The organism is Nonomuraea sp. NPDC047529 (genome assembly GCF_040642995.1).
Classification (GTDB): Bacteria; Actinomycetota; Actinomycetes; order Streptosporangiales; family Streptosporangiaceae; genus Nonomuraea.
In genome coordinates this window covers 60,439-80,662 of record NZ_JBEYTJ010000026.1, presented here as the reverse complement: position 1 = coordinate 80,662, position 20,224 = coordinate 60,439, and the positions used below count along the sequence as shown (strand labels likewise).

At 70.7% G+C, this 20,224-nt stretch carries 20 protein-coding genes; 8 read left to right on the top strand and 12 right to left on the bottom strand.

Features of this window, described 5'->3' with window-relative positions; translation table 11 throughout:
- Positions 1 to 2 precede the first annotated feature (2 nt).
- On the top strand, positions 3 to 1,511 hold the full coding sequence (locus ABZ815_RS33560; RefSeq protein WP_357705131.1) for an alpha-amylase family glycosyl hydrolase: 1,509 nt from the start codon (positions 3 to 5) through the stop codon (positions 1,509 to 1,511).
- Here ABZ815_RS33560 and ABZ815_RS33555 read toward each other — a convergent pair.
- The 3 genes from ABZ815_RS33555 to ABZ815_RS33545 form a co-directional block, all read right to left on the bottom strand.
- Positions 1,506 to 2,660 carry an MFS transporter gene (locus ABZ815_RS33555; RefSeq protein WP_357705280.1) on the bottom strand — a complete coding sequence of 385 codons (1,155 nt, stop codon included), beginning with the start codon at positions 2,658 to 2,660 and terminating at the stop codon, positions 1,506 to 1,508. The genes ABZ815_RS33560 and ABZ815_RS33555 overlap by 6 nt on opposite strands.
- A gap of 50 nt (positions 2,661 to 2,710) precedes the next feature.
- Positions 2,711 to 3,094 (bottom strand): thioesterase family protein, encoded by a 384-nt coding sequence (locus tag ABZ815_RS33550; protein ID WP_357705278.1) that lies wholly within the window; start codon positions 3,092 to 3,094, stop codon positions 2,711 to 2,713.
- Between the two features lie 77 nt (positions 3,095 to 3,171).
- Positions 3,172 to 4,602 (bottom strand): MFS transporter, encoded by a 1,431-nt coding sequence (locus ABZ815_RS33545; protein ID WP_357705129.1) that lies wholly within the window; start codon positions 4,600 to 4,602, stop codon positions 3,172 to 3,174.
- 76 nt (positions 4,603 to 4,678) lie between these two features.
- Here ABZ815_RS33545 and ABZ815_RS33540 point away from each other — a divergent pair, with 76 nt between their 5' ends.
- Both ABZ815_RS33540 and ABZ815_RS33535 read left to right on the top strand, forming a co-directional pair.
- The gene (locus ABZ815_RS33540; RefSeq protein WP_357705126.1) at positions 4,679 to 5,578 is read left to right on the top strand and encodes an SDR family oxidoreductase; all 900 of its coding nucleotides are present in this window, start codon (positions 4,679 to 4,681) and stop codon (positions 5,576 to 5,578) included.
- 1 nt (position 5,579) lies between these two features.
- The gene (locus tag ABZ815_RS33535; protein WP_357705124.1) at positions 5,580 to 6,413 is read left to right on the top strand and encodes a MaoC/PaaZ C-terminal domain-containing protein; all 834 of its coding nucleotides are present in this window, start codon (positions 5,580 to 5,582) and stop codon (positions 6,411 to 6,413) included.
- On the opposite strand, the gene ABZ815_RS33530 is transcribed toward ABZ815_RS33535, so the two are convergent.
- Entirely contained in the window at positions 6,391 to 7,002 is a 612-nt protein-coding gene (locus tag ABZ815_RS33530) for a TetR/AcrR family transcriptional regulator (protein WP_357705121.1), read from the bottom strand. The genes ABZ815_RS33535 and ABZ815_RS33530 overlap by 23 nt on opposite strands.
- Before the next feature lie 80 nt (positions 7,003 to 7,082).
- Here ABZ815_RS33530 and ABZ815_RS33525 point away from each other — a divergent pair, with 80 nt between their 5' ends.
- Together ABZ815_RS33525 and ABZ815_RS33520 are read left to right on the top strand one after the other, a co-directional pair.
- The gene (locus ABZ815_RS33525; RefSeq protein ID WP_357705118.1) at positions 7,083 to 8,264 is read left to right on the top strand and encodes an acyl-CoA dehydrogenase family protein; all 1,182 of its coding nucleotides are present in this window, start codon (positions 7,083 to 7,085) and stop codon (positions 8,262 to 8,264) included.
- 4 nt (positions 8,265 to 8,268) lie between these two features.
- Positions 8,269 to 10,374, top strand: a complete 2,106-nt coding sequence (locus ABZ815_RS33520) for an acetate--CoA ligase family protein (RefSeq protein ID WP_357705116.1) — start codon at positions 8,269 to 8,271, stop codon at positions 10,372 to 10,374.
- A 40-nt stretch (positions 10,375 to 10,414) separates the two neighbouring features.
- Here the strand turns inward: ABZ815_RS33520 and ABZ815_RS33515 are convergent, their stop codons facing one another.
- The 5 genes from ABZ815_RS33515 to ABZ815_RS33495 all read right to left on the bottom strand — a co-directional run bounded on the left by ABZ815_RS33515 (position 10,415) and on the right by ABZ815_RS33495 (position 13,617).
- A complete protein-coding gene (locus ABZ815_RS33515) occupies positions 10,415 to 10,894 on the bottom strand; it encodes a hypothetical protein (RefSeq protein WP_357705113.1) in 480 nt (159 codons plus the stop codon).
- A 180-nt stretch (positions 10,895 to 11,074) separates the two neighbouring features.
- Positions 11,075 to 11,326 (bottom strand): SCO4226 family nickel-binding protein, encoded by a 252-nt coding sequence (locus ABZ815_RS33510; RefSeq protein ID WP_357705111.1) that lies wholly within the window; start codon positions 11,324 to 11,326, stop codon positions 11,075 to 11,077.
- Between the two features lie 113 nt (positions 11,327 to 11,439).
- Positions 11,440 to 12,567 (bottom strand): thiolase, encoded by a 1,128-nt coding sequence (locus ABZ815_RS33505; protein WP_357705108.1) that lies wholly within the window; start codon positions 12,565 to 12,567, stop codon positions 11,440 to 11,442.
- Positions 12,564 to 12,971, bottom strand: a complete 408-nt coding sequence (locus tag ABZ815_RS33500; protein ID WP_357705105.1) for a Zn-ribbon domain-containing OB-fold protein — start codon at positions 12,969 to 12,971, stop codon at positions 12,564 to 12,566. The genes ABZ815_RS33505 and ABZ815_RS33500 overlap by 4 nt, the downstream gene beginning before the upstream one ends.
- 133 nt (positions 12,972 to 13,104) lie before the next feature.
- Positions 13,105 to 13,617, bottom strand: a complete 513-nt coding sequence (locus ABZ815_RS33495) for a VOC family protein (RefSeq protein WP_357705103.1) — start codon at positions 13,615 to 13,617, stop codon at positions 13,105 to 13,107.
- A gap of 168 nt (positions 13,618 to 13,785) precedes the next feature.
- On the opposite strand from ABZ815_RS33495, the gene ABZ815_RS33490 reads away from it, so the two are divergent.
- Complete coding sequence (locus tag ABZ815_RS33490; protein ID WP_357705100.1) at positions 13,786 to 15,102, top strand: MFS transporter; 1,317 nt, start codon at positions 13,786 to 13,788, stop codon at positions 15,100 to 15,102.
- A 114-nt stretch (positions 15,103 to 15,216) separates the two neighbouring features.
- Here the strand turns inward: ABZ815_RS33490 and ettA are convergent, their stop codons facing one another.
- The gene (ettA, locus tag ABZ815_RS33485; RefSeq protein WP_357705098.1) at positions 15,217 to 16,881 is read right to left on the bottom strand and encodes an energy-dependent translational throttle protein EttA; all 1,665 of its coding nucleotides are present in this window, start codon (positions 16,879 to 16,881) and stop codon (positions 15,217 to 15,219) included.
- Between the two features lie 292 nt (positions 16,882 to 17,173).
- Positions 17,174 to 17,770, bottom strand: coding sequence for a TetR family transcriptional regulator (locus ABZ815_RS33480; protein WP_357705096.1), 597 nt, complete (start codon positions 17,768 to 17,770; stop codon positions 17,174 to 17,176).
- A gap of 90 nt (positions 17,771 to 17,860) precedes the next feature.
- On the opposite strand from ABZ815_RS33480, the gene ABZ815_RS33475 reads away from it, so the two are divergent.
- Both ABZ815_RS33475 and ABZ815_RS33470 read left to right on the top strand, forming a co-directional pair.
- A complete protein-coding gene (locus tag ABZ815_RS33475) occupies positions 17,861 to 18,379 on the top strand; it encodes a carboxymuconolactone decarboxylase family protein (protein ID WP_357705094.1) in 519 nt (172 codons plus the stop codon).
- On the top strand, positions 18,376 to 18,588 hold the full coding sequence (locus ABZ815_RS33470) for a hypothetical protein (RefSeq protein WP_357705091.1): 213 nt from the start codon (positions 18,376 to 18,378) through the stop codon (positions 18,586 to 18,588). Before ABZ815_RS33475 ends, ABZ815_RS33470 begins: the two co-directional genes overlap by 4 nt.
- Before the next feature lie 206 nt (positions 18,589 to 18,794).
- Here the strand turns inward: ABZ815_RS33470 and ABZ815_RS33465 are convergent, their stop codons facing one another.
- On the bottom strand, positions 18,795 to 20,087 hold the full coding sequence (locus ABZ815_RS33465) for a GGDEF domain-containing protein (RefSeq protein ID WP_357705089.1): 1,293 nt from the start codon (positions 20,085 to 20,087) through the stop codon (positions 18,795 to 18,797).
- Positions 20,088 to 20,224 lie beyond the last annotated feature (137 nt).

Below are 20,224 nucleotides of genomic sequence, written 5' to 3'. Positions count from 1 at the left end.
ACATGGATATCCCCTGGTGGCGCGATGCCGTCGTCTACGAGATCTACGTTCGCAGCTTCGCCGACGCCTCCGGAGACGGCGTCGGCGACCTGGCCGGGGTACGGGAACGGATTCCGTACCTGAGGAGGCTGGGGGTCGACGCCATCTGGCTGACGCCGTTCTACCTGTCCCCGATGGCCGACGGCGGTTACGACGTGGCGGACTACCGCGGCGTCGATCCGCTGTTCGGCACGCTGGCCGACTTCGACGCGCTGGTGGCCGAGGCCCACGGGCACGGGCTGAAGGTGCTCGTGGATGTCGTCCCCAACCACAGCTCCTCCGAGCATCCCTGGTTCCAGGCCGCGCTGCGGGGCGAGGGCCGCGACCGTTACCTCTTCCGCGACACGATCAACAACTGGCAGTCCACGTTCGGCGGCCCGGCGTGGACCCAGACCCCCGACGGGCAGTGGTACCTGCACCTGTTCGCCCCCGCCCAGCCCGACTTCAACTGGCGCAACCCCGAGGTGCACGCGGAGTTCCTCGACGTCCTGCGGTTCTGGCTGGACAAGGGCGTCGACGGGTTCCGTATCGACGTCGCGATGGGCCTGTACAAGGCCGAGGGGCTGCCGGACGTCGGCGACCAGTCGTTCAAGTCGGTCTCGCCGGTCTGGGGGCAGCCCGAGGTGCACGGCGTCTACCGCGACTGGCGCAAGGTGCTCGACGGCTACCCGGGCGAGCGCATGGCCGTCGGCGAGGTCTGGACCGACAGCGCCGAGGACCTCGCCCTCTACGTGCGGCCCGACGAGCTGCACCAGAGCTTCAACTTCGCCTGGCTCCAGGCGCCCTGGTCGCCGACCGCGTTCAAGAAGGTGATCGACGACACCCTGGCCTCGGTGCCGTACGCCACCTGGGTGCTGTCCAACCACGACGTCGTACGCCATCGCACCCGCTACGGGACCGCCGATCCCGGCACGGGGCTGGCGCGGGCCAGGGCGGCGCTGCTCACGATGCTGGCGCTGCCCGGCTCGGCCTACCTCTACCAGGGCGAGGAACTGGGCCTGCCCGAGGTGACCGACCTGCCGGACGAGGCCAGGCAGGACCCGGTGTTCGTCCAGTCGGAGGGCAAGCTGCCCGGCCGCGACGGCTGCCGGGTGCCGCTGCCGTGGTCGGCGGAGTCCCCCTCCTACGGGTTCTCGCCGCCCGGCGTGCGGCCGTGGCTGCCGCAGCCGTCCTCCTTCGCCGAGCTGACGGCCGAGAAGCAGGAGGGCGACGCGGACTCGACGCTGGAGTTCTACCGCCGCGCCCTGGCCTGCCGCCGCGAGCTGGCGGGGGACATTCCTTACACCTTGGAGTGGCTGGATTCCCCCGAAGGAGCACTTTTCTTCTCCCGGGGCCCGCTGATCTGCGCGATCAACTGCGGCACGGAGGCCGTACGGCTGCCGGCGCACGACACGGTGCTGCTGTCCAGCGCCCCGGTCCAGGCGGGGACGCTGCCGCCGGACACCGCCGTGTGGCTGCGCCGGGAGTCATGAGCGAAGGCCGGCCCGCTGCTCGCCGCGGACGGGGATGACGGGCAGCGAGAGCAGCGCGCAGGCCAGGCCCGCCGCGTACGCCGCCCAGTACCCCGTCCCGGTGATCAGCGCTCCGGCCAGCGGGGTCACCGCCAGGGCGACGACGTTCTGGACGGTGTTGTGGGTGCCGAGCACCTTGCCCGCCCAGGCGGGTCCGGCCAGCTCGCCCGCCCTCAGGTAGGCCAGCCCGTTGCCGGACACGGTGAGCACCGACGCCGTCGCGAGCGCCGCCGGGCCGAGCAGGCTGTCCGTCGCCGTGCCCACGACCAGCAGGGCGAGCACGGCCAGGCAGGCGCAGGTGAGCAGCAGCAGGGGACGCATCCGCAGGCCGACCCGGTCCGACCAGCGGCCCACGGCCACGCGGACCACGGCCCCGGCCACGGCCGACAGGCCGAAGAGCTGGCCCGCCGCCACGGCGTCCCAGCCGTACAGGCCGACGAGGCAGGTGACGCCGTACGTGCTGACCACGATCTGCGGGACCGCGTGCAGCCCGCTGGTCGCGTGCACCCGCCAGAGCGCCGGCTGCCGGTACGGCGAGCGCGCCTGCTCAGCGCTCCCCCCGGAGATCGAGTGCGGCGGCTCGGCCAGGAACAGCGCGGCCAGGACGGCGGCCAGCAGGCTCACGGCGGAGCAGACCAGCAGCACGCCGGGCAGCCCGTGCGCCCGCGCGACCGGCGGCAGCACGAACGCCGCGACGGCCATGCCGAGGGTGTAGGAGACCTGCCGCAGGCCCATGGCGACCCCGCGCTCGGGCGGCTGGAACCAGCGGAGCACGATCCGGCCGCCGCCGACCATGGCCGCCGAGCCGGCCGCGCCCGCCAGCGCCAGCAGCGCGATCACCGCCCAGGCCGGCCCGGCGAAGGCCACGGCGGCGAGCAGCACGGCCGCCAGGCTCACGCCGATGCCGAGCACGAGACGCTCGCCGTGCCGGTCGGCCAGCGCACCCCAGGCGACGAGCGCGATCAGAACCCCGATTCCCGGAGCGTTCCCAATGATTCCGGCCACTGCCAGCGGAACCCCGAAATGTCGCTCGATTTCCGGCATGACGAGCGGCAGGCCGAAGAGTCCTAAGGTGACGCTCGCGTGGGCGTTGACGCCCAACGCGAGCATCAACCAGCGCTTCCTGCCGGGGCCGGCGGGCGGCTGCGGTTCCAGGGCGGTCAGCCCTCGGCCGCGTAGCGCTTGAGCACGACCAGCTCGTCCTCGGTGAGCCGGCGCGGCGCGGCCCGTTCGACGTCGTAGGCCACGATCACCGAGGTGGCGGTCACGTAGATCTCGTCGTCGTCGCGGATCTCGTAGGACAGGGTGAAGCGGACCGGTCTGATCCCGGTGACCCAGGTCTCGACCCTGACCGGGTCGGGGCGCAGGCCGAGCGGCCGCCGGTAGTCGATCTCGTGGCGGGTCACCACGAGCCCTCCGAAGGGCGCCTCGCCCGCCCGCACCGGATCGATCGCGAACATGCCGAAGCGGGCGTCCTCCAGGTAGTCGAGGAAGCGCACGTTGTTCACATGCCCTTGGGAGTCGATGTCGGCGAATCTGACCATGCGGGGGAAGACGTGCCGGTGCGCCGAGGAGGGTTCTGCCACGTCCGCCACGGTACCCGTACCGTCCGGTCCGCCGGTCACCGGGCCTTGCGGCGGGCCAGGCAGGCCAGCACGGTCAGCACCGAGATCGAGGCCATGCAGGTGAGCGCCCAGCGGTAGCCGGTCACCAGCTCGCCGACCGCCTCCCCGGAGACCTGCGAGAGCGTCCCGGCGAAGACGCGCTGGTGCAGCGCGGCGGGGAGGGGCGCGGTGATGATCGACAGCACCAGGCCGGTGCCGACCACGTTGCCGGTGTTCTGGAGCATGAGGCGCATGGCGTTGACGATGCCGAGGCGGTCAGAGGGCAGGCCGTCCAGGATGGCGGTGGTGTTGGAGGGCAGGAAGACGCCCGAGCCGAGCCCGATGAGCACCAGCCCGGCGGTCACCGCCGCGTACGGCGTGCTCGCCGACATCGTGGCCAGCAGCACCAGCAGCCCGCAGGTCGTGGTGGCGGCCCCGGCCACCGCCAGGGTGCGCGCGCTGGTCAGCCGCTGGAGGAACCCCGACGCCACCGACGCGGCCATGGCCGCCACCGCCAGCGGCAGCACCTTCAACCCGGCCTGTACGGGATCGTCCCCCCGCACGGCCTGGAAGTAGAGCGCGACGAGGAAGACCATGCCCATGCGCGCCACGGCGTTGAGGAAGGAGGCGAGCGTGCCGAAGGCGAAGGCGCGGTCGTGGAACAGCCGCAGGTCCACGACGGGATGGGCGGCCCGCCGCTCCCTGGCCACGAACAGCGGCAGCCCCACGGCGAACGCGCCGAGCCCGGCCAGGACCGCCGGATGCCCCCAGCCCAGCCTGCCGAACTCCGACAACGCCAGCAGCAGCCCGCCCAGCGTGACCAGCACGAGCACGCTGCCCGGCAGGTCGAGCCCGCGCTCGCGCCCGGCCGGCTCGGTCCGCCGCAGCGTGACCGCGCCCCACACCAGGCAGATCACGCCGATGGGCACGTTGAACCAGAACACCCAGCGCCAGCCCAGGTTCGAGGCGAGCACACCGCCGAGCGTCGGGCCGATCAGCCCGGCGATGGAGAAGGAGGCCACGTAGACGCCCATGCCCTCGCCCAGCCGCTCGCGCGGGAAGGCGTCGCTGACCAGGGCGGCGCTGTTGGTGAGCAACATCGCGGCGCCGACGGCCTGCACGACCCGCATGGCCACGATCACCCACGCGCCGGGCGCGAACCCGGCGAGCAGGGCGGCCGCGGTGTAGACGGCCAGCCCGAGCAGGTACATCCTGCGCCTGCCGAACATGTCGGCCAGACGACCGAATACCACCATGAGAACGGTCGTGGTCAACTGGAAGCCCAGCAGGATCCAGCCCGCGGCCGTGGCGTCGGCCCCGGTGTGCCGGGCGATCTCGGGCAGCGCGACGTTGATCGAGCTGCCGCCTAACCCGGTCAGCACGCTGGCCAGGCTCACGACCGAGAGCGTGCGCCAGGCGTGGCCGACGGATTCGGTGGTCGTCGTCACCAAGGGCCTGTCCTTTCTAGATTTTAATACTAGAATCCAGTTCAAGTCGTCGGCAGGTCAAGGATCGAGGTGTCGGATGAGCGGGATCGTCGAAGGTCGCGTGGTGATCGTCACGGGTGCGGCCAGGGGCATCGGGCGCGGGCACGCGCTGGAGTTCGCCAGGCAGGGTGCGAAGGTCGTGGTCAACGACCTGGGCGCGGAGGTGGACGGCACCGGTTCGTCCGGGGCCGCCGCCGAGGTCGTGGCCGAGATCGAGGCCATGGGCGGCCAGGCGATCGTCAACGGCGAGGACGTCTCCGACTTCGAGGGCGCCGAGCGCCTGATCAGATCGGCCGTCGAGCATTTCGGCGACCTGCACGCGCTGGTCAACAACGCCGGAATCCTGCGCGACCGCATGCTGGTCAACATGACCGCCGACGAGTGGGACGCGGTGATCAGGGTGCACCTGCGCGGCACGTTCGCACCCCTGCGGCATGCCGCCGCCTACTGGAGGGCCAAGGCGAAGTCCGGCGAACGCCTCGATGCCCGGATCATCAACACGACGTCGTCCTCCGGCATCTACGGCAACCCGGGCCAGGGCAACTACGGCGCCGCCAAGGCGGGCATCGCGGGGCTGACCGTGATCGCCGCCAGGGAGCTGGAGCGCTACGGCGTGACCGTCAACGCCGTCGCCCCCGCCGCGCTCACCCGCATGACGGAGAACCTGATCCCGGCCGGGGCGACCGGCGCCGACCCCGACGACATCGCGCCGCTGGTGGTCTGGCTGGCCAGTGCCGAGGCGCGGGCCGTCACCGGACGGGTGTTCAACGTGCGCGGCGGCATGATCAGCGTGGCCGAGGGCTGGCACGCCGGGCCCGGCGTGGACAAGGGCTCCCGCTGGGACCCGGCCGAGCTGGGCGCGGTCATCCCCGCCCTGGTGGACAAGGCCGCCCCCAACGCCCTGACCAACGGCCGCGTCCCCGGACGGGAGGACTGACATGCCGCTCGACCACTCGCTGATCGGCGTCGAGGGCCCGGCACACGAGCGTACGTGGACGGCCAAGGACACCATGCTGTACGCGCTCGGCGTCGGCTCCGGCCTCGACGAGCTGGAGTTCGCCACCGAGAAGGGGCAGCGGGTGCTGCCGACGTTCGCGGTGCTGGCCGCACAGTCGCCGGGGCGGCGGCTGGGCGACTTCGACCCGGCCCTGCTGGTCCACGCCGAGCAGGGCTTCGAGCTGCGCCGAGAGCTGCCGGCCGCGGGCGGCGTGCGGACGACGTCGAAGGTGACGGGCATCTACGACAAGGGCTCGGGCGCGCTGGTGACCACCGAGGCCAGGGCCGTGGACCTGGAGACCGGCGAGCTGGTGATCGCCTCCCACAGCTCGGTGTTCATCCGGGGCGAGGGCGGCTTCGGCGGCGACCGTGGGCCCCGCGACGAGTGGACGGTCCCGGACCGGGCGCCCGACCACAAGGTGACCTGCCCGACCCGGCCGGACCAGGCGCTGATCTACCGGCTGTCGGGCGACCTCAACCCGCTGCACAGCGATCCGGACTTCGCCGCCAGGGCCGGGTTCGACCGGCCGATCCTGCACGGGCTGTGCACGTACGGGGTGACCGGGCGGGCGTTGCTGCACACGCTCGCCGGGTCGGACCCGTCGCGGTTCGGGGCGATGTCGGGCCGGTTCAGCAGCCCGGTCTTCCCCGGCGAGTCACTGACCGTCTCCATCTGGGCCGACGGCGACGACGTGCTGTTCAGGACCGCCAAGGACGACGGGACGGTGGTGATCGACCGCGGACGGGCGACGATCAGTCGTCGCCGAGCCCTCTGAGGGGATCGAGGCGGTGGATGAGCTTCATCGCCGCCTCGATGATCTCCCTGGCCTCCTCCTCGGTGTCGGACGTGGCCACCTCGCGGGCGGCCTCGCCGATGATGCTGGTCAGCACCGCCACGGTGAACCGGTCGAGCGGGTCTCCCCCGGCGCCGAGCAGGACGGCGTTCTGGCGCACCCACTCGCGCCCGCGGGTGCGGCGGATCAGCTCGAAGCCGGGCGGGCCGTCGCCGTCGATGAAGAGCCTGACCAGGTCGCGCCGGTCCCAGGCGCCGTCGAGATAGGCGCGGGCCCCGGCGATCAGCAGCTCGACGGGGTCGCTGACGCCCGCCTTCTTGGCCTTGGCGACGCTGGCGGCCGAGGCCTGCTCGTGGGCCGCCTGGTGGTCCTCGTAGAGGGCGAGGAACAGCTCGGTCTTGCCGCCGAAGTGGTGGTAGAGGCTGCCGACGCTGGAGCCGGCGCGAGCCACCACCTCCGAGACGTTGGAGTCGGCGAAGCCGTGCTCGCTGAAGACCTCACGGGCCGCCTGCAACATGCTCTTGCGCGTCTGAGCCGTGCGGCTCCACTCCCACGAGGACTTGCGTGCCATGCCGCACATTCTAGCCCGGTAAATTCTAGAATCTGATTCTTGACCAGGGCGGCACGGGAGCTAGAATCCAGTACTAGAGAATGATTCTAGAAATTCAGGAGGCGGCTGTGGACTTCTCGCTCAGCCCGGAGGAACGCCAGATCCGCGACACCGTACGTTCCTTCGTCGAGAAGGAGGTCATGCCGCTGGAGCCCGAGGTCCTGCGCAACGAGCGCGAGGGCCGTCCGGGGCTCGATCCCGAGGTCGTGCGCGACCTGCGCGCCAAGGCCAGGAAGTCCGGTTTCTGGGGCATCAACACCCCCGAGGAGTACGGCGGCGCGGCGCTCGGCCCGATCATGTCCGCGATCATCGCCATGGAGATGGGCCGCACGTTCGTGCCCTTCTCCTTCGGCGGCAGCGCCGACAACATCCTGTACGCCGGCACCGACGAGCAGAAGCGCCGCTACCTCGTCCCCACCATCGAGGGCGAGCGGCGGTCCTGCTTCGCGATCACCGAGCCCGGCGCCGGCTCCGACGCCCGCAACATCCGCACCCGCGCCACCCGCGACGGCGCCGAGTGGGTGATCAACGGCGAGAAGACGTTCATCACCGGCGGCAGCGAGGCCGACTTCGTCATGGTGTTCGCGGTGGCCGAGGGCCACGGCGTGACGTGCTTCCTGGTCGACCGGGACATGGGCTGGAAGTCCGAGCCCATCCCGACCATGGGCGAGTGGGGCCCGGCGGCGCTGGTGTTCGAGGACGTACGGGTGCCCGAGGAGAACATCCTGGGCGAGCTCGGCAAGGGCTTCGAGCTTGCCATGCAGTGGATCGGGCAGGGACGCTACATGATCCCGGCCCGTGCCATCGGCTCCGCCGAGCGCATGCTCCAGATGGCCGTCGACTACGCCAAGATCCGCAAGTCGATGGGCCAGGCCATCTCGGAGTACCAGGCCATCCAGTGGATGATCGCCGACTCCCAGGTGGAGATCGAGGCGGCCAAGTGGCTCACCCTCTACGCGGCCTGGCAGGTGCAGCAGGGCATGGACGCCCGGCACGCCTCCTCCATCGCCAAGCTCAACGGCGCCGTGATGGCCAACCAGGTCGTGGACCGGGTGCTGCAGATCCACGGCGGCATGGGATACACCAAGGAGCTGCCGATCGAGCGGTGGTACCGGGAGCTGCGCCTGCTGCGCATCTTCGAGGGCACCGACGAGATCCAGCGCCGCACGATCGCCCGAAACCTCATCAAGGGCCACGCCAGGCTCGGCCTGATCGGAGAGTAGCCCCATGTCGGTCGAGGCACTGTTCAACCCGCGCTCGATCGCCCTGGTGGGGGCCACGGACAAGTCGGGCTGGTCGGTCAGCACGCTGCTGAACCTGCGTACCCACGGCTTCTCCGGGCCCGTCCACCTGGTCAATCCCAGGGGCGGGGTGGTGCACGGATCGCCGGCCTTCCGCAGCCTGACCGAGATCCCCTCCCCGGTCGACCTGGTCTACGTCATGGTGCCGACCGCGGCCGTGCTCGGCGTGCTGAAGGAGGGCGCCAAGCTGGGCATCGGCTGTTACGTGATCCTCACGGCGGGGTTCGGGGAGGCGGGCGCGGAGGGCGCTCGCCTGGAGGCCGAGATCGCCGGGTTCGCCCGCGAGCACGGCCTGACGATCCTCGGGCCGAACGGCAACGGCTACATCAACGCCGCCGCCGGCGTGACCCCGTACGGGCTGCCCATCCCCGAGCCGCTGCTGCGCGGGTCGGTCGGCGTGGTGTTGCAGAGCGGCGCGCTGGCCAGCTCGGTGCTCGGCTTCGCCCAGGCCCGCAACGTCGGCATCAGCCTGCTGACCTCGATGGGCAACGAGTCGGTCGTCACAGTCACCGACGTCGTCGACCACCTCGTGGACGACCCGGCGACCAAGGTCGTCGCCCTGTTCCTGGAGACGATCAGGAACCCGGCCGAGTTCTCCCGGGTCGCGCGCCGGGCGCTCGTCGCGGGCAAGCCGATCGTCGCGCTCAAGATCGGCCGCAGCGGGCTGGCCTCGCACACGGCGCAGGCCCACACGGGCGCGCTCGTGGGCGACGACGACGTCATCGACGCCGCGATGCGCCAGCTCGGCGTGATCAGGGTGCGCTCGCTGGAGGACCTCATCATCACCGCCGGGCTGCTGGCCGCCACCGGGCCGCTGCCCGGCCGCCGGATGGGCGTCGTGACGCCGTCCGGCGGCGCGTCCGAGATCATCGCCGACCGGGCCGAGGACGAGGGCCTGGAGCTGCCGCCGTTCGCCCCGGCGACGGTCGAGCGCCTGGCCGGGATCGTGCCGTCGTTCGGCACCGTGCAGAACCCGCTCGACGTCACCGGTTACGTGCTCGTCGACCGCACCCTGCTCGGCCGCGCCCTGCAGACGGTGACCGCCGATCCCGGCATCGACCTGGTCATGCTGCTGTCCGAACCGCCCAGGACCGCCCCGCCGGACCCGGCCCCCGTGCTCGCGATGTACGAGGCCAGCTCGCGGCGCATCGCCGAGTCGCCGGTGCCCGTCGTGGTGGTGAGCAACGTGCTGACCGACGTCACGGAGTTCGGGCGGCGGGTGCAGAAGGAGACCGGGTTCCCGTACGTCATGGGCGGGATCGAGCACGGGCTGACCGCGATCGGCGCGGCGGTGCGCTGGTCGGAGGCGCACCGCAGGGCGCTCACCAGCGCCCCGGCCGGGCGCACGGCGGTCACCGGCGCGCCGGAGGGCGCGAGCGGCGTGTGGGCCGAGCACCGGGCCGCCGCCCTGCTCGCCGCCGCCGGGCTGCCCGTGGTGCCGTCCGAGACCGCGGCGGACGAGGCGGCGGCGGTCGCGGCGGCCGAACGTTTCGGCTACCCGGTCGTGCTCAAGGCCGCCGCCGAAGGGCTTGGGCACAAGAGCGACATCGGCGGCGTACGGCTCGGGCTGTCCGGGCCCGAGGAGGTGCGGCAGGCCTACCGGGAGGTGGTGGCCGCGGCGCGGGCGCACGCCCCGGACGCGGGCGCCCTCATCCAGCCGCAGCGCGGCGGCGGGGTCGAGCTGCTGGTGGGCGTGGTGCGCGACCCGGCCTGGGGGCTCACCCTCGCGGTCGGGCTCGGCGGCGTCTGGGTGGAGGTGCTGCGCGACGCGGCCCTGCGCGTGCTGCCGGTGGACGCAGTCGAGGTCCGCCGGGCCCTGTCCGAGCTGCGCGGCGCGGCCCTGCTGGACGGCGCCAGGGGCACCGAGCCGGCCGACCTGGACGCGGTGGCCGACGTGGTGACCCGGATCGCCGTCTTCGCCGAGAGCCTGGGCGACGCCCTGGAGTCCCTGGAGATCAACCCGCTCCTGGTCACCGGCTCCCGCGTCGAGGCCCTGGACGCCCTCATCACCTGGCGCCCACCGGCCCCCTGACCTCGGCCGCCCCGGGCGGGACCGCCACGCGCGGCCCCGCTCAGTGCCCGAGGCTCTTCAGCAGGATCATCACGGCCCCCAGAGCCCCCGCACCGGCACCGCAGAGCAACCGGACCCAGAGCCGGTCGGTCTTCGGCGCCGCCGCGAAGAAGCCCAGCACGGTGAGCAGGACGACCGACACGACGATCTCCAGGTACACCGACGCGTCCACGGACATCGCCCCGGTCATCGCCACGCACAGGATCACCGTGAGCGGCACCAGCCCCCACAACATGCCGGTGGACCGCATCACCGCGCCTCTCACCGCCTGGCGCACGTCCGGCGACCGGTCGCCGACGATCTCCGCGAACGCGTGCGCGATCCAGAACACGATGACCGTGCCGATCGCGGTCACCAGCAGTTCGTCGGCGTCGCTGATGAAGTGCGAGAGCCCGGACACGACGCCGGCCGTCAGGATGGTCCCGTAGACCGACTCGCCGTTGACGAACCGCCCCACCCCGCGCGCGGCTCCCGTTCCCACCCGACGAATCTAGTACGGCCCCCGCCCCCGTCCCGGCACCCGACGCGCCCCGCCTGCCCGGATTCTCTGGGTCCATGGCGCCCCGGTCCCGGATTCACAAGGTCCGGGGCGCCGCGGTGACGGACGTCCGCGTCCGCAGCAGCGCGGTCGTCGTCACCGGTCCGGCGGTCACCCCTGTGGCTACTCGACCTCGATCGGCAGCTCGTAGATTTCCGTCGTGGGATGGCCGGCCTTCTCGTGCACCCGCATCACCGCGTCCTTCGACGGCCCCGAGGACAGGCAGAACACCTTGCCCGAGTCGGGGTCGAGCCAGGCGCGCTCGAAGTGCACGCCCTCGGCGTCCTCGACCGCCAGGTCCCGCTCGTGGGCCTCGCGCAACTGCTCCTCGGTGACACCGACGAAACCACTGTGCACGTCCATGAACTTCGGCATCGCCGTCTCCTCTTCTCATGGTCTTCCGCTTCCGATGGAGAGGCGTTCCATCCCGTTCCATGCCGTTCCATCGGCCGTCCGGGCTCGCCTGCCCGGAGGGCCGACCGGCGAACCTAGGGCAGCCGGGACGCCAGGACGAGGGTCGCGGCCGAGGCGAACATGCCGCCGTTGCCCAGCACCACGCTCACCTCCACGTCCGGCACCTGCGCCGCCGCCTCCCCCCGGAGCTGCCGCACCGACTCCTGGATGGCGAACATGCCGTACATGCCGGTGTGGGTGTAGGACAGTCCGCCGCCGTTGGTGTTCATCGGCAGCCGGCCGCCGGGCGAGGTGTGCCCCTCGGCGACGAACGCCCCCGCCTCGCCCCGGCCGACGAAGCCCAGGTCCTCCAGCCCGTAGACGGGCACGTGGGCGAAGGCGTCGTACACCATCAGGTGGTCGACGTCGTCGTGCGAGATCTTGGCCTCGGCGAAGGCGGCCTCGCCGGACAGGCGGAAGCCCTTGGAGGTGGTGAAGTCCTCCATCTGCGAGACCATCGGCGCGTCCATGGCCTCGCCGGAGCCCAGCAGGTACACCGGCGAGCGGCGCGACAGCTCCTCGGAGGTGACGACCAGCGCGCCGCCGCCGTCCGTCACCAGGCAGCATTCCAGCAGGTGGAAGGGGTAGGCGACCATCTTCGATTCGAGCACGTCCTCGACCGTGATGAGGTCGCGGTACATCGCCCGCGGGTTGCGGGAGGACCAGCGGCGCTGCGCGACCGCCACCTCGGCCAGTTGCTCGTGGGTGAGGCCGGTCTCCTTCATGTGGCGCAGCGCCGTGACGGTGAACGACGTCGGCGGCCCGGCCACCCCGTACGGCAGCTCGAACTGCCCCAAAAGCGAGTCCGCGCCCAGCCCCCACCGGCCCGCGCCGACGCGCGACCTTCCCGACTCGCCGTGGGTGATCAGCACGGTACGGCACAGCCCGGCCCGGATGGCGGCGGCGGCGTGCCGTACGTGGAACAGGAACGACGACCCGCCCACCCCCGTGCCGTCGAGCCAGGAGGGCGTGATGCCGAGGGCGTGGGCGATCTGGATCGGGCCGGGCGTGCCGACCGTGGCGATGCCGTCGATGTCATGTTTCGTCATGCCCGCGTCGGCGAGGGCGTTGCGCGCGGCCTCCAGGTGGAGCTGGAAGGTGGAGCGGTCCGGCAGGCGGCCGACCTCGTCGGTCTCGGCCGCCCCGGCGATCACGATGTTCATCGGGCGCCTCCGGCGGGCTCGAAGAGCGGCACGTGCACGTCGCCGCGCCGCTCGAACACCACCCGCAGCTCCATGTCCAGCGGCAGGTTCTCGGGGGTGCTGGGCACGCCCACGATGTTCGTCATCATCCGCACGCCCTCCTCCAGCTCCACGACGGCGATGGCATACGGTCCGTCGGCCTCGAAACCGGGCGCGGGCCTGTGGTTGATGACGTACGAGTACAGGGTGGCGCGGCCCGTCGCGCGCACCCACTCCACGTCGTCGCCGCCGCAGTGGGGGCAGCTCGGCCGGGGGTAGAAGTAGTGCCGCGCGCACGTCTGGCAGCGCTGGATCCTGAGCTCTCCCGCGGCCGTGCCGTCCCAGAACGGTTGGGTCTCGGGCGTGGGCTTCGGTGCCGGTTTCATCGGCCTCCCCAATCTGGTTCTAGAATCCCACTCTAGATCTAGGTTCAGTTCCGAGGGAAGGCTCAGGATTTCAGTGACGCGGGAACCTCAGGGGTGGATCTTGGGGACCCGGGGCCTCAGGGGCGGGGGCCGGTCAGGGGCTGGGGATGCCGTCGCCGTTGCGGCCGCGTCCGGCCAGCACCTCCTCCAGCGTCGGACGGGTCTCGTCCGGCTCACGGAACCCCGGGCAGGCGAGCTGGATCAGCACCCCGTGCGCCTCCTTGGGGTGCAGGAACACCTCCTGCCAGCGGACGTCGGCCAGGTTGAGCCCGTGCAGCCGGTAGCCGCGCTCGGTGAGCCGGGCGACGGCCGCGTCCATGTCGCCGACGTGGAAGTTCAGATGGTGGACGCCACCCCGCCCCCGCGTCAGCCCGAAGAAGCTGTCGAAGAACGTGGACCCGGCCAGCGGCTCCATGAGCTCGATCTTGCTCCCGTTCTGGTACGTGAGCTGCAGCGTGCGGTACCCGTTGACCCGGTTGTCACCCCCGCCCCCCAGGTGGCGGCCCCCGAGCAGGTCGCGATAGATCGGCAGCAGGTCCCTGATCCGGGGAGCGGCCACGGCCGTGTGGTCGAAGGTCACGTCGAGGCCGTCAAGTTCCAGGTCCACGCACGGCTCCTCACTACGAGCGAATCCTAGAATTTGATTCTAATCACCTCATACCGGGTACGCACTCTTGACGTCCGCCGATGCGAGGAGCAGCATCTCAGAAATGGATTCTAGAGCTAGCTTCTAGAACTCATGACGGGGGGCCTAGGCTCGACAGAAAGGCTTGTCATGAGGCTGTCCTACGTCCGCGAGCTCGACGAGTACCCGACCGGCGCCCGCCGGATGAAGATCCTCACCATGGCCGTGCTGGCCATCCTCATCGGCTCCTACGAAGGGCAGATCGCGCCCGTCGTACCCCTCCTGCTCAAAGACCTGAACATGTCCCTGGCCACGTACGGCGCGGTCTCGGGGGCCGCGGCGGTGGCCGGGGCGATCGCCTCCATCCTGGGCGGCAGGCTCACCGACCGGGTCGGCCGGGTGCGCCTGCTCATCCCGCTCATGGCCCTCACCGCCGTGTGCTGCTTCGCCATGACGCTCGTGCACAGCCCGCGCGACCTGCTGATCGCCCGCATCCTGCTGGCCTTCGTGGACGGCGTGGCCATGGCCTCCACCGCGCCGCTGATCCGCGACTTCTCGCCCCGGCTCGGGCGGGCGCAGGCGTTCGGATTCTGGACGTGGGGCCCGGTGGGCGCGAACTTCCTGGCCGCCGCCGTCGCCGGCTGGACGCTGCCGATCTTCGACGAGTCGTGGCGGTCGCAGTTCGTCATCATGGGCTGCTTCTCGCTGGTGATCTCGGCGGTCATCGCGTTCAACATCGCCGACCTGTCCCCCGAGCTGCGCGCCAGGATCCAGCACACGGAACGGGCCGCCGAGGAGGTCGTCGACCTGCGGCGCCCGCCCACCATCCGGTCGCTGTTCGCGCGCCGCAACATCTGGGCCCACGTCGTCGGCATCTCGCTCTGGCTGGTGCTCTACATCACGCTGTCGCTGTTCGGCCAGACGATGCTGGTGGGCTCGCTCGGCATCAGCAGCGCGCAGGCGTCCACGATCATGGCCGCGTTCTGGAGCCTCAACCTCATCACGCTGATCGTCACCGGACGCCTGTCGGACCGTCTGCAACTGCGCAAGCCGTTCTCGCTCGCCGGCACGATCGCCGCGGTCCTGGTCACCGCCTACCTCGCCGTAGCACTCGGCCAGGAAGGCGTCTCCACCGGCACGCTCATGGTGGCCGGCGCCCTGCTCGGCGGCTCGCTCGGCGTCGCGTACGCCCCCTGGATGGCCAACTACTCCGAGGACGCCGAGGACGCCGACCCGCGCCTGCAGGGCACGGCCTGGGGGCTGTTCGGCTTCCTGAGCAAGGCGATCGCGGTGGTCGGGCTGCTGGTCATCCCGCACGTCGTGGCGGCCACGAGCTGGCAGACCTGGCTGTTCGTGGCGCTGGGCTGCCTGGTGCTGTTCATCCCCGCGATCCTGCTGTTCAACGGCCCCTGGCGACGCACCACCCCGGCCCCCGTACCGATCGCCCTCACCGAAGCCGAAGGCTGATCCCCCGTCGTACAAGGCCCATCTGGACCCTCCCACATGGCGCTCCGGCCCCTCACAACACGCGAAAAGCGGCGAGCCCCTGGAAAGGGGCCCGCCGCTCGTCGGCTCGGGACGTCAGTCCCGGTGCAGCTTCCGGTACGTCACCCGGTGCGGACGAGCCGCGTCGGCACCGAGACGCTCGATCTTGTTCTTCTCGTAGTCGGCGAAGTTGCCCTCGAACCAGAACCAGTTCGAGCCTTCCTCCCACGCGAGGATGTGGGTGGCGATGCGGTCGAGGAACCACCGGTCGTGCGAGGTGATCACGGCGCAGCCCGGGAAGTCGAGCAGCGCGTTCTCCAGCGACGACAGCGTCTCGGTGTCGAGGTCGTTGGTCGGCTCGTCCAGCAGCAGCACGTTGCCGCCCTGCTTGAGGGTGAGCGCCAGGTTGAGCCGGTTACGCTCGCCGCCCGACAGCACGCCGGCCTTCTTCTGCTGGTCGGGCCCCTTGAACCCGAACGCCGCGATGTAGGCCCGCGACGGCATCTCGACGTTGCCGACCTTGATGTGGTCGAGCCCGTCGGAGACGACCTCCCAGACGTTCTTGTTCGGGTCGATGCCGCCCCGGCTCTGGTCGGCGTAGGAGATCTTCACGGTCTCGCCGACCGTGATCGACCCCGTGTCCGGCGTCTCCCCACCCGTGATCATGCGGAACAGCGTGGTCTTGCCGACGCCGTTGGGGCCGATGACGCCGACGATGCCGTTACGCGGCAGGTCGAACGTCAGGCTCTCCATCAGCAGGCGGTCGCCGAAGCCCTTGGTGAGCTCGTCGGACCTGATCACCGTGGTGCCCAGACGCGGGCCCGGCGGGATCTGGATCTCCTCGAAGTCCAGCTTGCGGAACTTGTCGGCCTCGGCCGCCATCTCCTCGTACCGCTGGAGACGGGCCTTGCTCTTGGTCTGGCGGGCCTTGGGGTTGGAGCGCACCCACTCCAGCTCGTCCTCCAGGCGCTTCTTGCGCTTGGCGTCCTTCTGGCCCTCGACCCTGAGACGCTGGGCCTTCATGTCGAGGTAGGTGGAGTAGTTGCCCTCGTAGGGGTAGCAGCGACCGCGGTCGAGCTCCAGGATCCAGGTGGCCACGTTGTCCAGGAAGTACCGGTCGTGGGTGACGGCCAGCACCGTGCCGGGGTACTTCTCCAGGTGCGACTCCAGCCACTGCACGCTCTCGGCGTCGAGGTGGTTGGTGGGCTCGTCGAGCAGCAGCAGGTCGGGGGCCTCAAGCAGCAGCTTGCACAGCGCCACGCGGCGGCGCTCACCACCGGACAGCTTGCTCACCTCGGCGTCGGGCGGCGGGCAGCGCAGGGCGTCCATCGCCTGCTCCAGCTGGCTGTCGAGGTCCCACGCGTTGCGGTGCTCCAGCTGGTCCTGGAGCTTGCCCATCTCCGCCAGCAGTTCGTCGCTGTAGTCGGTGGCCATCTGCTCGGCGATCTGGTTGTAGCGCTCGAGCATCGCCATCGTCTCGGCGACACCCTCCTGCACATTGCCCAGAACGGTCTTTTCCTCGTTGAGCGGCGGCTCCTGCTGGAGCATGCCGACCGTGAAGCCCGGCATCAGCTTGGCGTCGCCATTGGACGGCTGCTCCAGGCCGGCCATCATCCGGAGCAGCGTCGACTTACCGGTGCCGTTCGGCCCCAGGACACCGATCTTGGCTCCGGGCAGGAACGACAGCGTGACGTCGTCAAGGACAACCTTGTCGCCGTGCGCCTTGCGCACGCGCTGCAGCGTGTAGATGTACTCCGGCATGCTCCCTAGCTTAGGGGCTGCACGCCCAGGCTTCCGCCGCCCAGCCCCATTCCCCTCCGCCCTTCCCTCCCCTCGCCACCCCCCAGCCCCTCGACGCCACAGTCCTCACGGGGTCTTCCGGCCGGGCAGAACCCCCTGCCGCCGCAGCCGAACGCCCCCCTCGGCAGGACACCGATCAGCCCGTCAGCACCAATGACGATGCCCGATCAACACCGCCACCGGCCGGCGAAGCCGACCCGGTGACGAACCGGTGGTCCGCACCTGCGCGCTCCGAGCACCCGACGATTCGACGTCAGCGGACCGCGTCCTCCCTGACCGCCCCCGCACCGTCCGTCGTCGCGCCCTCCCCGGCGGCGAGAAGCGCGGCGGCCGCGGCCCGCGCTCGCAGCGCCGGGCGGATCGAACGTTCGCGTACCGCCGTGACGATGGCCCCGTCCACCAGCAGCACGAACAGGTGCGCCAGCTCGACGGCGTCGGGCCGCCCGTCCCACTCGATCAACTCCGCCACGTAGGCCCGCACGCGCTCCTTGTGCTCGGCCGCCACCCGGTGGGCCGCGCTGTCCGGATCCGCCGTCTCGATCATGGTGTTGATGAAGGCGCAACCACGGAAATCCGCTCTCGCGAACCGCTCGGCCAGGGCGTCGAAGACGTTCAGCGCATGTCCGCCCAGAGCCTCCACCCGTTCGGCCAGCCACGCCCGCCACCGCTCGTCCCGCCGCCGCAGCACCGCGACGACCAGGTCGTCCTTGCTCGGAAAGTGCCGGTAGAAGGAGGCACGCCCCACGCCCGACACACTCAGGATCCGCTCGACCCCGACGGCTCTGATCCCCTCCGCGTAGAAGAGGTCCTCGGCGGCGTCGAGCAGTCGTTCGCGGGCGCGGGTGGGCATGCCTCCAAGCTATCCCGAACTTTCCTAAAACGGAACCATTCGGTATCGTCTCGCCGAGACGGAACCGATCAGTACCGTTTTGGAGACATCATGCCCCGCCTTCCGCAACTGACCGAAGACCACGACGGTCTGCTCGAACAGACCCGCCGCCAACTCGGCAAGGTCCCCAACCTGTACGCCGCCCTCGCCAACGGCCCCGCCGCCCTGGCCGGCTACCTCGCGATGCGGGAGCACCTCAGCTCGGGCGTCCTCACGCCCAGGCTGAGGGAGCAGATCGCCCTGCTCGTCGCCCAGGAGAACCACTGCACCTACTGCGTGAGCGCCCACACCATGCGCGGTCACCGCATGGGCATGTCCGACGAGGAGCTGATCAAGACCCGCCAGGGCGCCGACGACGAGCCGCACGCGGCAGCCGTCCTGGCGATCACCCGGGCGATCATGCACACGGGCGGCGCGGTGAGCGACGACGACCTGGACGCCGCACGGGCCGCCGGCGTCTCGGACGCGGAGCTCGCCGAGATCGTGGGCCACGTCGCCCTCAACACCTTGTCCAACTACTTCAACCATCTCGCCCAGCCCGAGCTGGACTTCCCGGAGGTGCAGGCGTGAACCCCACCTGGAGAAACGGCACCGTCGAACTCCTCGACGGCTACACGCTGACGGACTCCGAGGGCCGCCGCCTGTCGAAGGTGGAAGGAGTACGGTTCGCCATCGAAGGCGGGTACCTCAACGTCGAGGTCCCGGGTGTACCGCACATCCAGATCGTCTCGGCGCCCGCCGTCCGCCTCGTCACCTGCGACAGCGTCACCACGTCCTGACATCCCGGCCGGCTTCCCCGGACCGGCACCGGCAGGGGTAGGCCCCTGACCCGCACCTCCCTCAGACGCCTGCCCCCAGCTCCTCCGAGAGCCCTCGGCGGAGGCGGCCGACCGCCGCCCTGCAGATCCGCAGCCGACCGACAGCCCCACGGTCGGGAGACCGACGCACGCGCCCGGCCCCGCGCGCCTCGTCGCACGAAGCGAGATCACACGGCTTGCTCCTCGGGCGACGGCGGTTGCGGCGGCTGGACGACGGGGATGCAGACACGGTCCCGTCCCAGCTCCTTGGCTCGATAGAGCGCCAGGTCAGCGGCGGCCAGCAGATCGATCAGATCGTCACCGTGCACGGTCATCAGCGCGACCCCGACCGAGATCGTGATCCGGATCAACGCGTCGTCCACCGGGGTCGCCATGTGCCCGATGTGCGTACGAAGACGTTCGGCGACCTGCCGAGCCTCGTCGACATCCGCGCCCGGCAGCAGGACGACGAACTCCTCACCTCCGAACCGCCCCACCACGTCGGAGTCCCGCAGCTCCCTGCGCAACATGGCCGCCACCCCGGCGAGGACCTCGTCGCCGACCAGGTGGCCGTGCGCGTCGTTCACGCGCTTGAAGTGGTCGATGTCGATGATCAGCAGGGCCAGCGTCTCGCCGCTGCGACGCGCCCGCAGGATCTCGGTGTCGGCCTCCCGCTGCCAGGCGGCCGCGTTGAGCAGCCCCGTCTTCGAGTCGGTACGCGCGGCGGCCTGCAACTGCGCGTGCAACAGGCTGCGTTGCAGCAGGACGACCGGCGGCAACGCGAGAACCAGCAGAACGAGGTTGAGCCCGCACCCGATCGAGACCGTGACCCCGAGGCACAGCTCGACGATGTCCAGCAGCACGCTCTCCCTGTTCCACAGCACCTCCTGCCACGACCCCTCGGGGTCGGACGTATGCGCCGCGACCGCGATGAGACCGATGTTGAGCAAGGAGAAGAGCACGGCGGCCGTCACCGCGTAGGCGATCGGCGGCCCGCTCCCCTGCGTCAGCACCCAGGGATCCGGGACGACCCAGTGGAAGGCCACCGACGCCGTACACCCGGCCAGACCGATGGCCGCCGAGCTGAACACCCGACGGTAGAGAACTGTGGCGCGGACGCGCACCTGGAGCAGGATCTGCAGCACGATCGGCGCGAAGAGGGCGTAGACCGGCGGCAGGAGCAGTGCGACCGGCAGCCACCAGGCCGACAACAGGTCGCGCGAGACTCCGGCGGGCATGCCCAGACGCCTGCTGGCCTCGATGCAGACCGCGCCGCATGCCATGAGCGCGGCAAAGGTCAGCAAATCCGGCCACTGGAAATCGGTAGATCTCGTGAACAAGGTAATCGCGACGGCATCGAGGGCGACAATGGCGCACAGATACGCCACAAGCGGGCGCCGTTGCCCGAGCAATGGCCAGCGACCGGCCAGTCTTGACACACCGTCGCGAGACTTGATCGTGGCGTGACTGGTCGCCGCCATCTCGTCTCCTCCCTGACTAACGATGTGTAACACAATAATTGCGGAGTGTGCGTTATGCGATGGGAACCGCTACGTTGAAACGACCACGCCCGCTCACTCCGCGAGCGGGCTGCCGGAAAGGAGCAACCATGGTGCGG

Bases quoted from the DNA above. Each gene is read 5' to 3' on its own strand.
- ABZ815_RS33550 (WP_357705278.1), bottom strand. From the start codon at position 3,094: ATGGTCAGATTCGCCGACATCGACTCCCAAGGGCATGTGAACAACGTG.
- ABZ815_RS33475 (WP_357705094.1), top strand. From the start codon at position 17,861: ATGCCCCGCCTTCCGCAACTGACCGAAGACCACGACGGTCTGCTCGAA.
- ABZ815_RS33500 (WP_357705105.1), bottom strand. From the start codon at position 12,971: ATGAAACCGGCACCGAAGCCCACGCCCGAGACCCAACCGTTCTGGGAC.
- ABZ815_RS33505 (WP_357705108.1), bottom strand. From the start codon at position 12,567: ATGAACATCGTGATCGCCGGGGCGGCCGAGACCGACGAGGTCGGCCGC.
- ABZ815_RS33520 (WP_357705116.1), top strand. From the start codon at position 8,269: ATGTCGGTCGAGGCACTGTTCAACCCGCGCTCGATCGCCCTGGTGGGG.
- ABZ815_RS33530 (WP_357705121.1), bottom strand. From the start codon at position 7,002: ATGGCACGCAAGTCCTCGTGGGAGTGGAGCCGCACGGCTCAGACGCGC.
- ABZ815_RS33510 (WP_357705111.1), bottom strand. From the start codon at position 11,326: ATGCCGAAGTTCATGGACGTGCACAGTGGTTTCGTCGGTGTCACCGAG.
- ABZ815_RS33535 (WP_357705124.1), top strand. From the start codon at position 5,580: ATGCCGCTCGACCACTCGCTGATCGGCGTCGAGGGCCCGGCACACGAG.
- ABZ815_RS33540 (WP_357705126.1), top strand. From the start codon at position 4,679: ATGAGCGGGATCGTCGAAGGTCGCGTGGTGATCGTCACGGGTGCGGCC.
- ettA (WP_357705098.1), bottom strand. From the start codon at position 16,881: ATGCCGGAGTACATCTACACGCTGCAGCGCGTGCGCAAGGCGCACGGC.
- ABZ815_RS33525 (WP_357705118.1), top strand. From the start codon at position 7,083: ATGATTCTAGAAATTCAGGAGGCGGCTGTGGACTTCTCGCTCAGCCCG.
- ABZ815_RS33490 (WP_357705100.1), top strand. From the start codon at position 13,786: ATGAGGCTGTCCTACGTCCGCGAGCTCGACGAGTACCCGACCGGCGCC.
- ABZ815_RS33555 (WP_357705280.1), bottom strand. From the start codon at position 2,660: ATGCTCGCGTTGGGCGTCAACGCCCACGCGAGCGTCACCTTAGGACTC.
- ABZ815_RS33480 (WP_357705096.1), bottom strand. From the start codon at position 17,770: ATGCCCACCCGCGCCCGCGAACGACTGCTCGACGCCGCCGAGGACCTC.
- ABZ815_RS33465 (WP_357705089.1), bottom strand. From the start codon at position 20,087: ATGGCGGCGACCAGTCACGCCACGATCAAGTCTCGCGACGGTGTGTCA.
- ABZ815_RS33560 (WP_357705131.1), top strand. From the start codon at position 3: ATGGATATCCCCTGGTGGCGCGATGCCGTCGTCTACGAGATCTACGTT.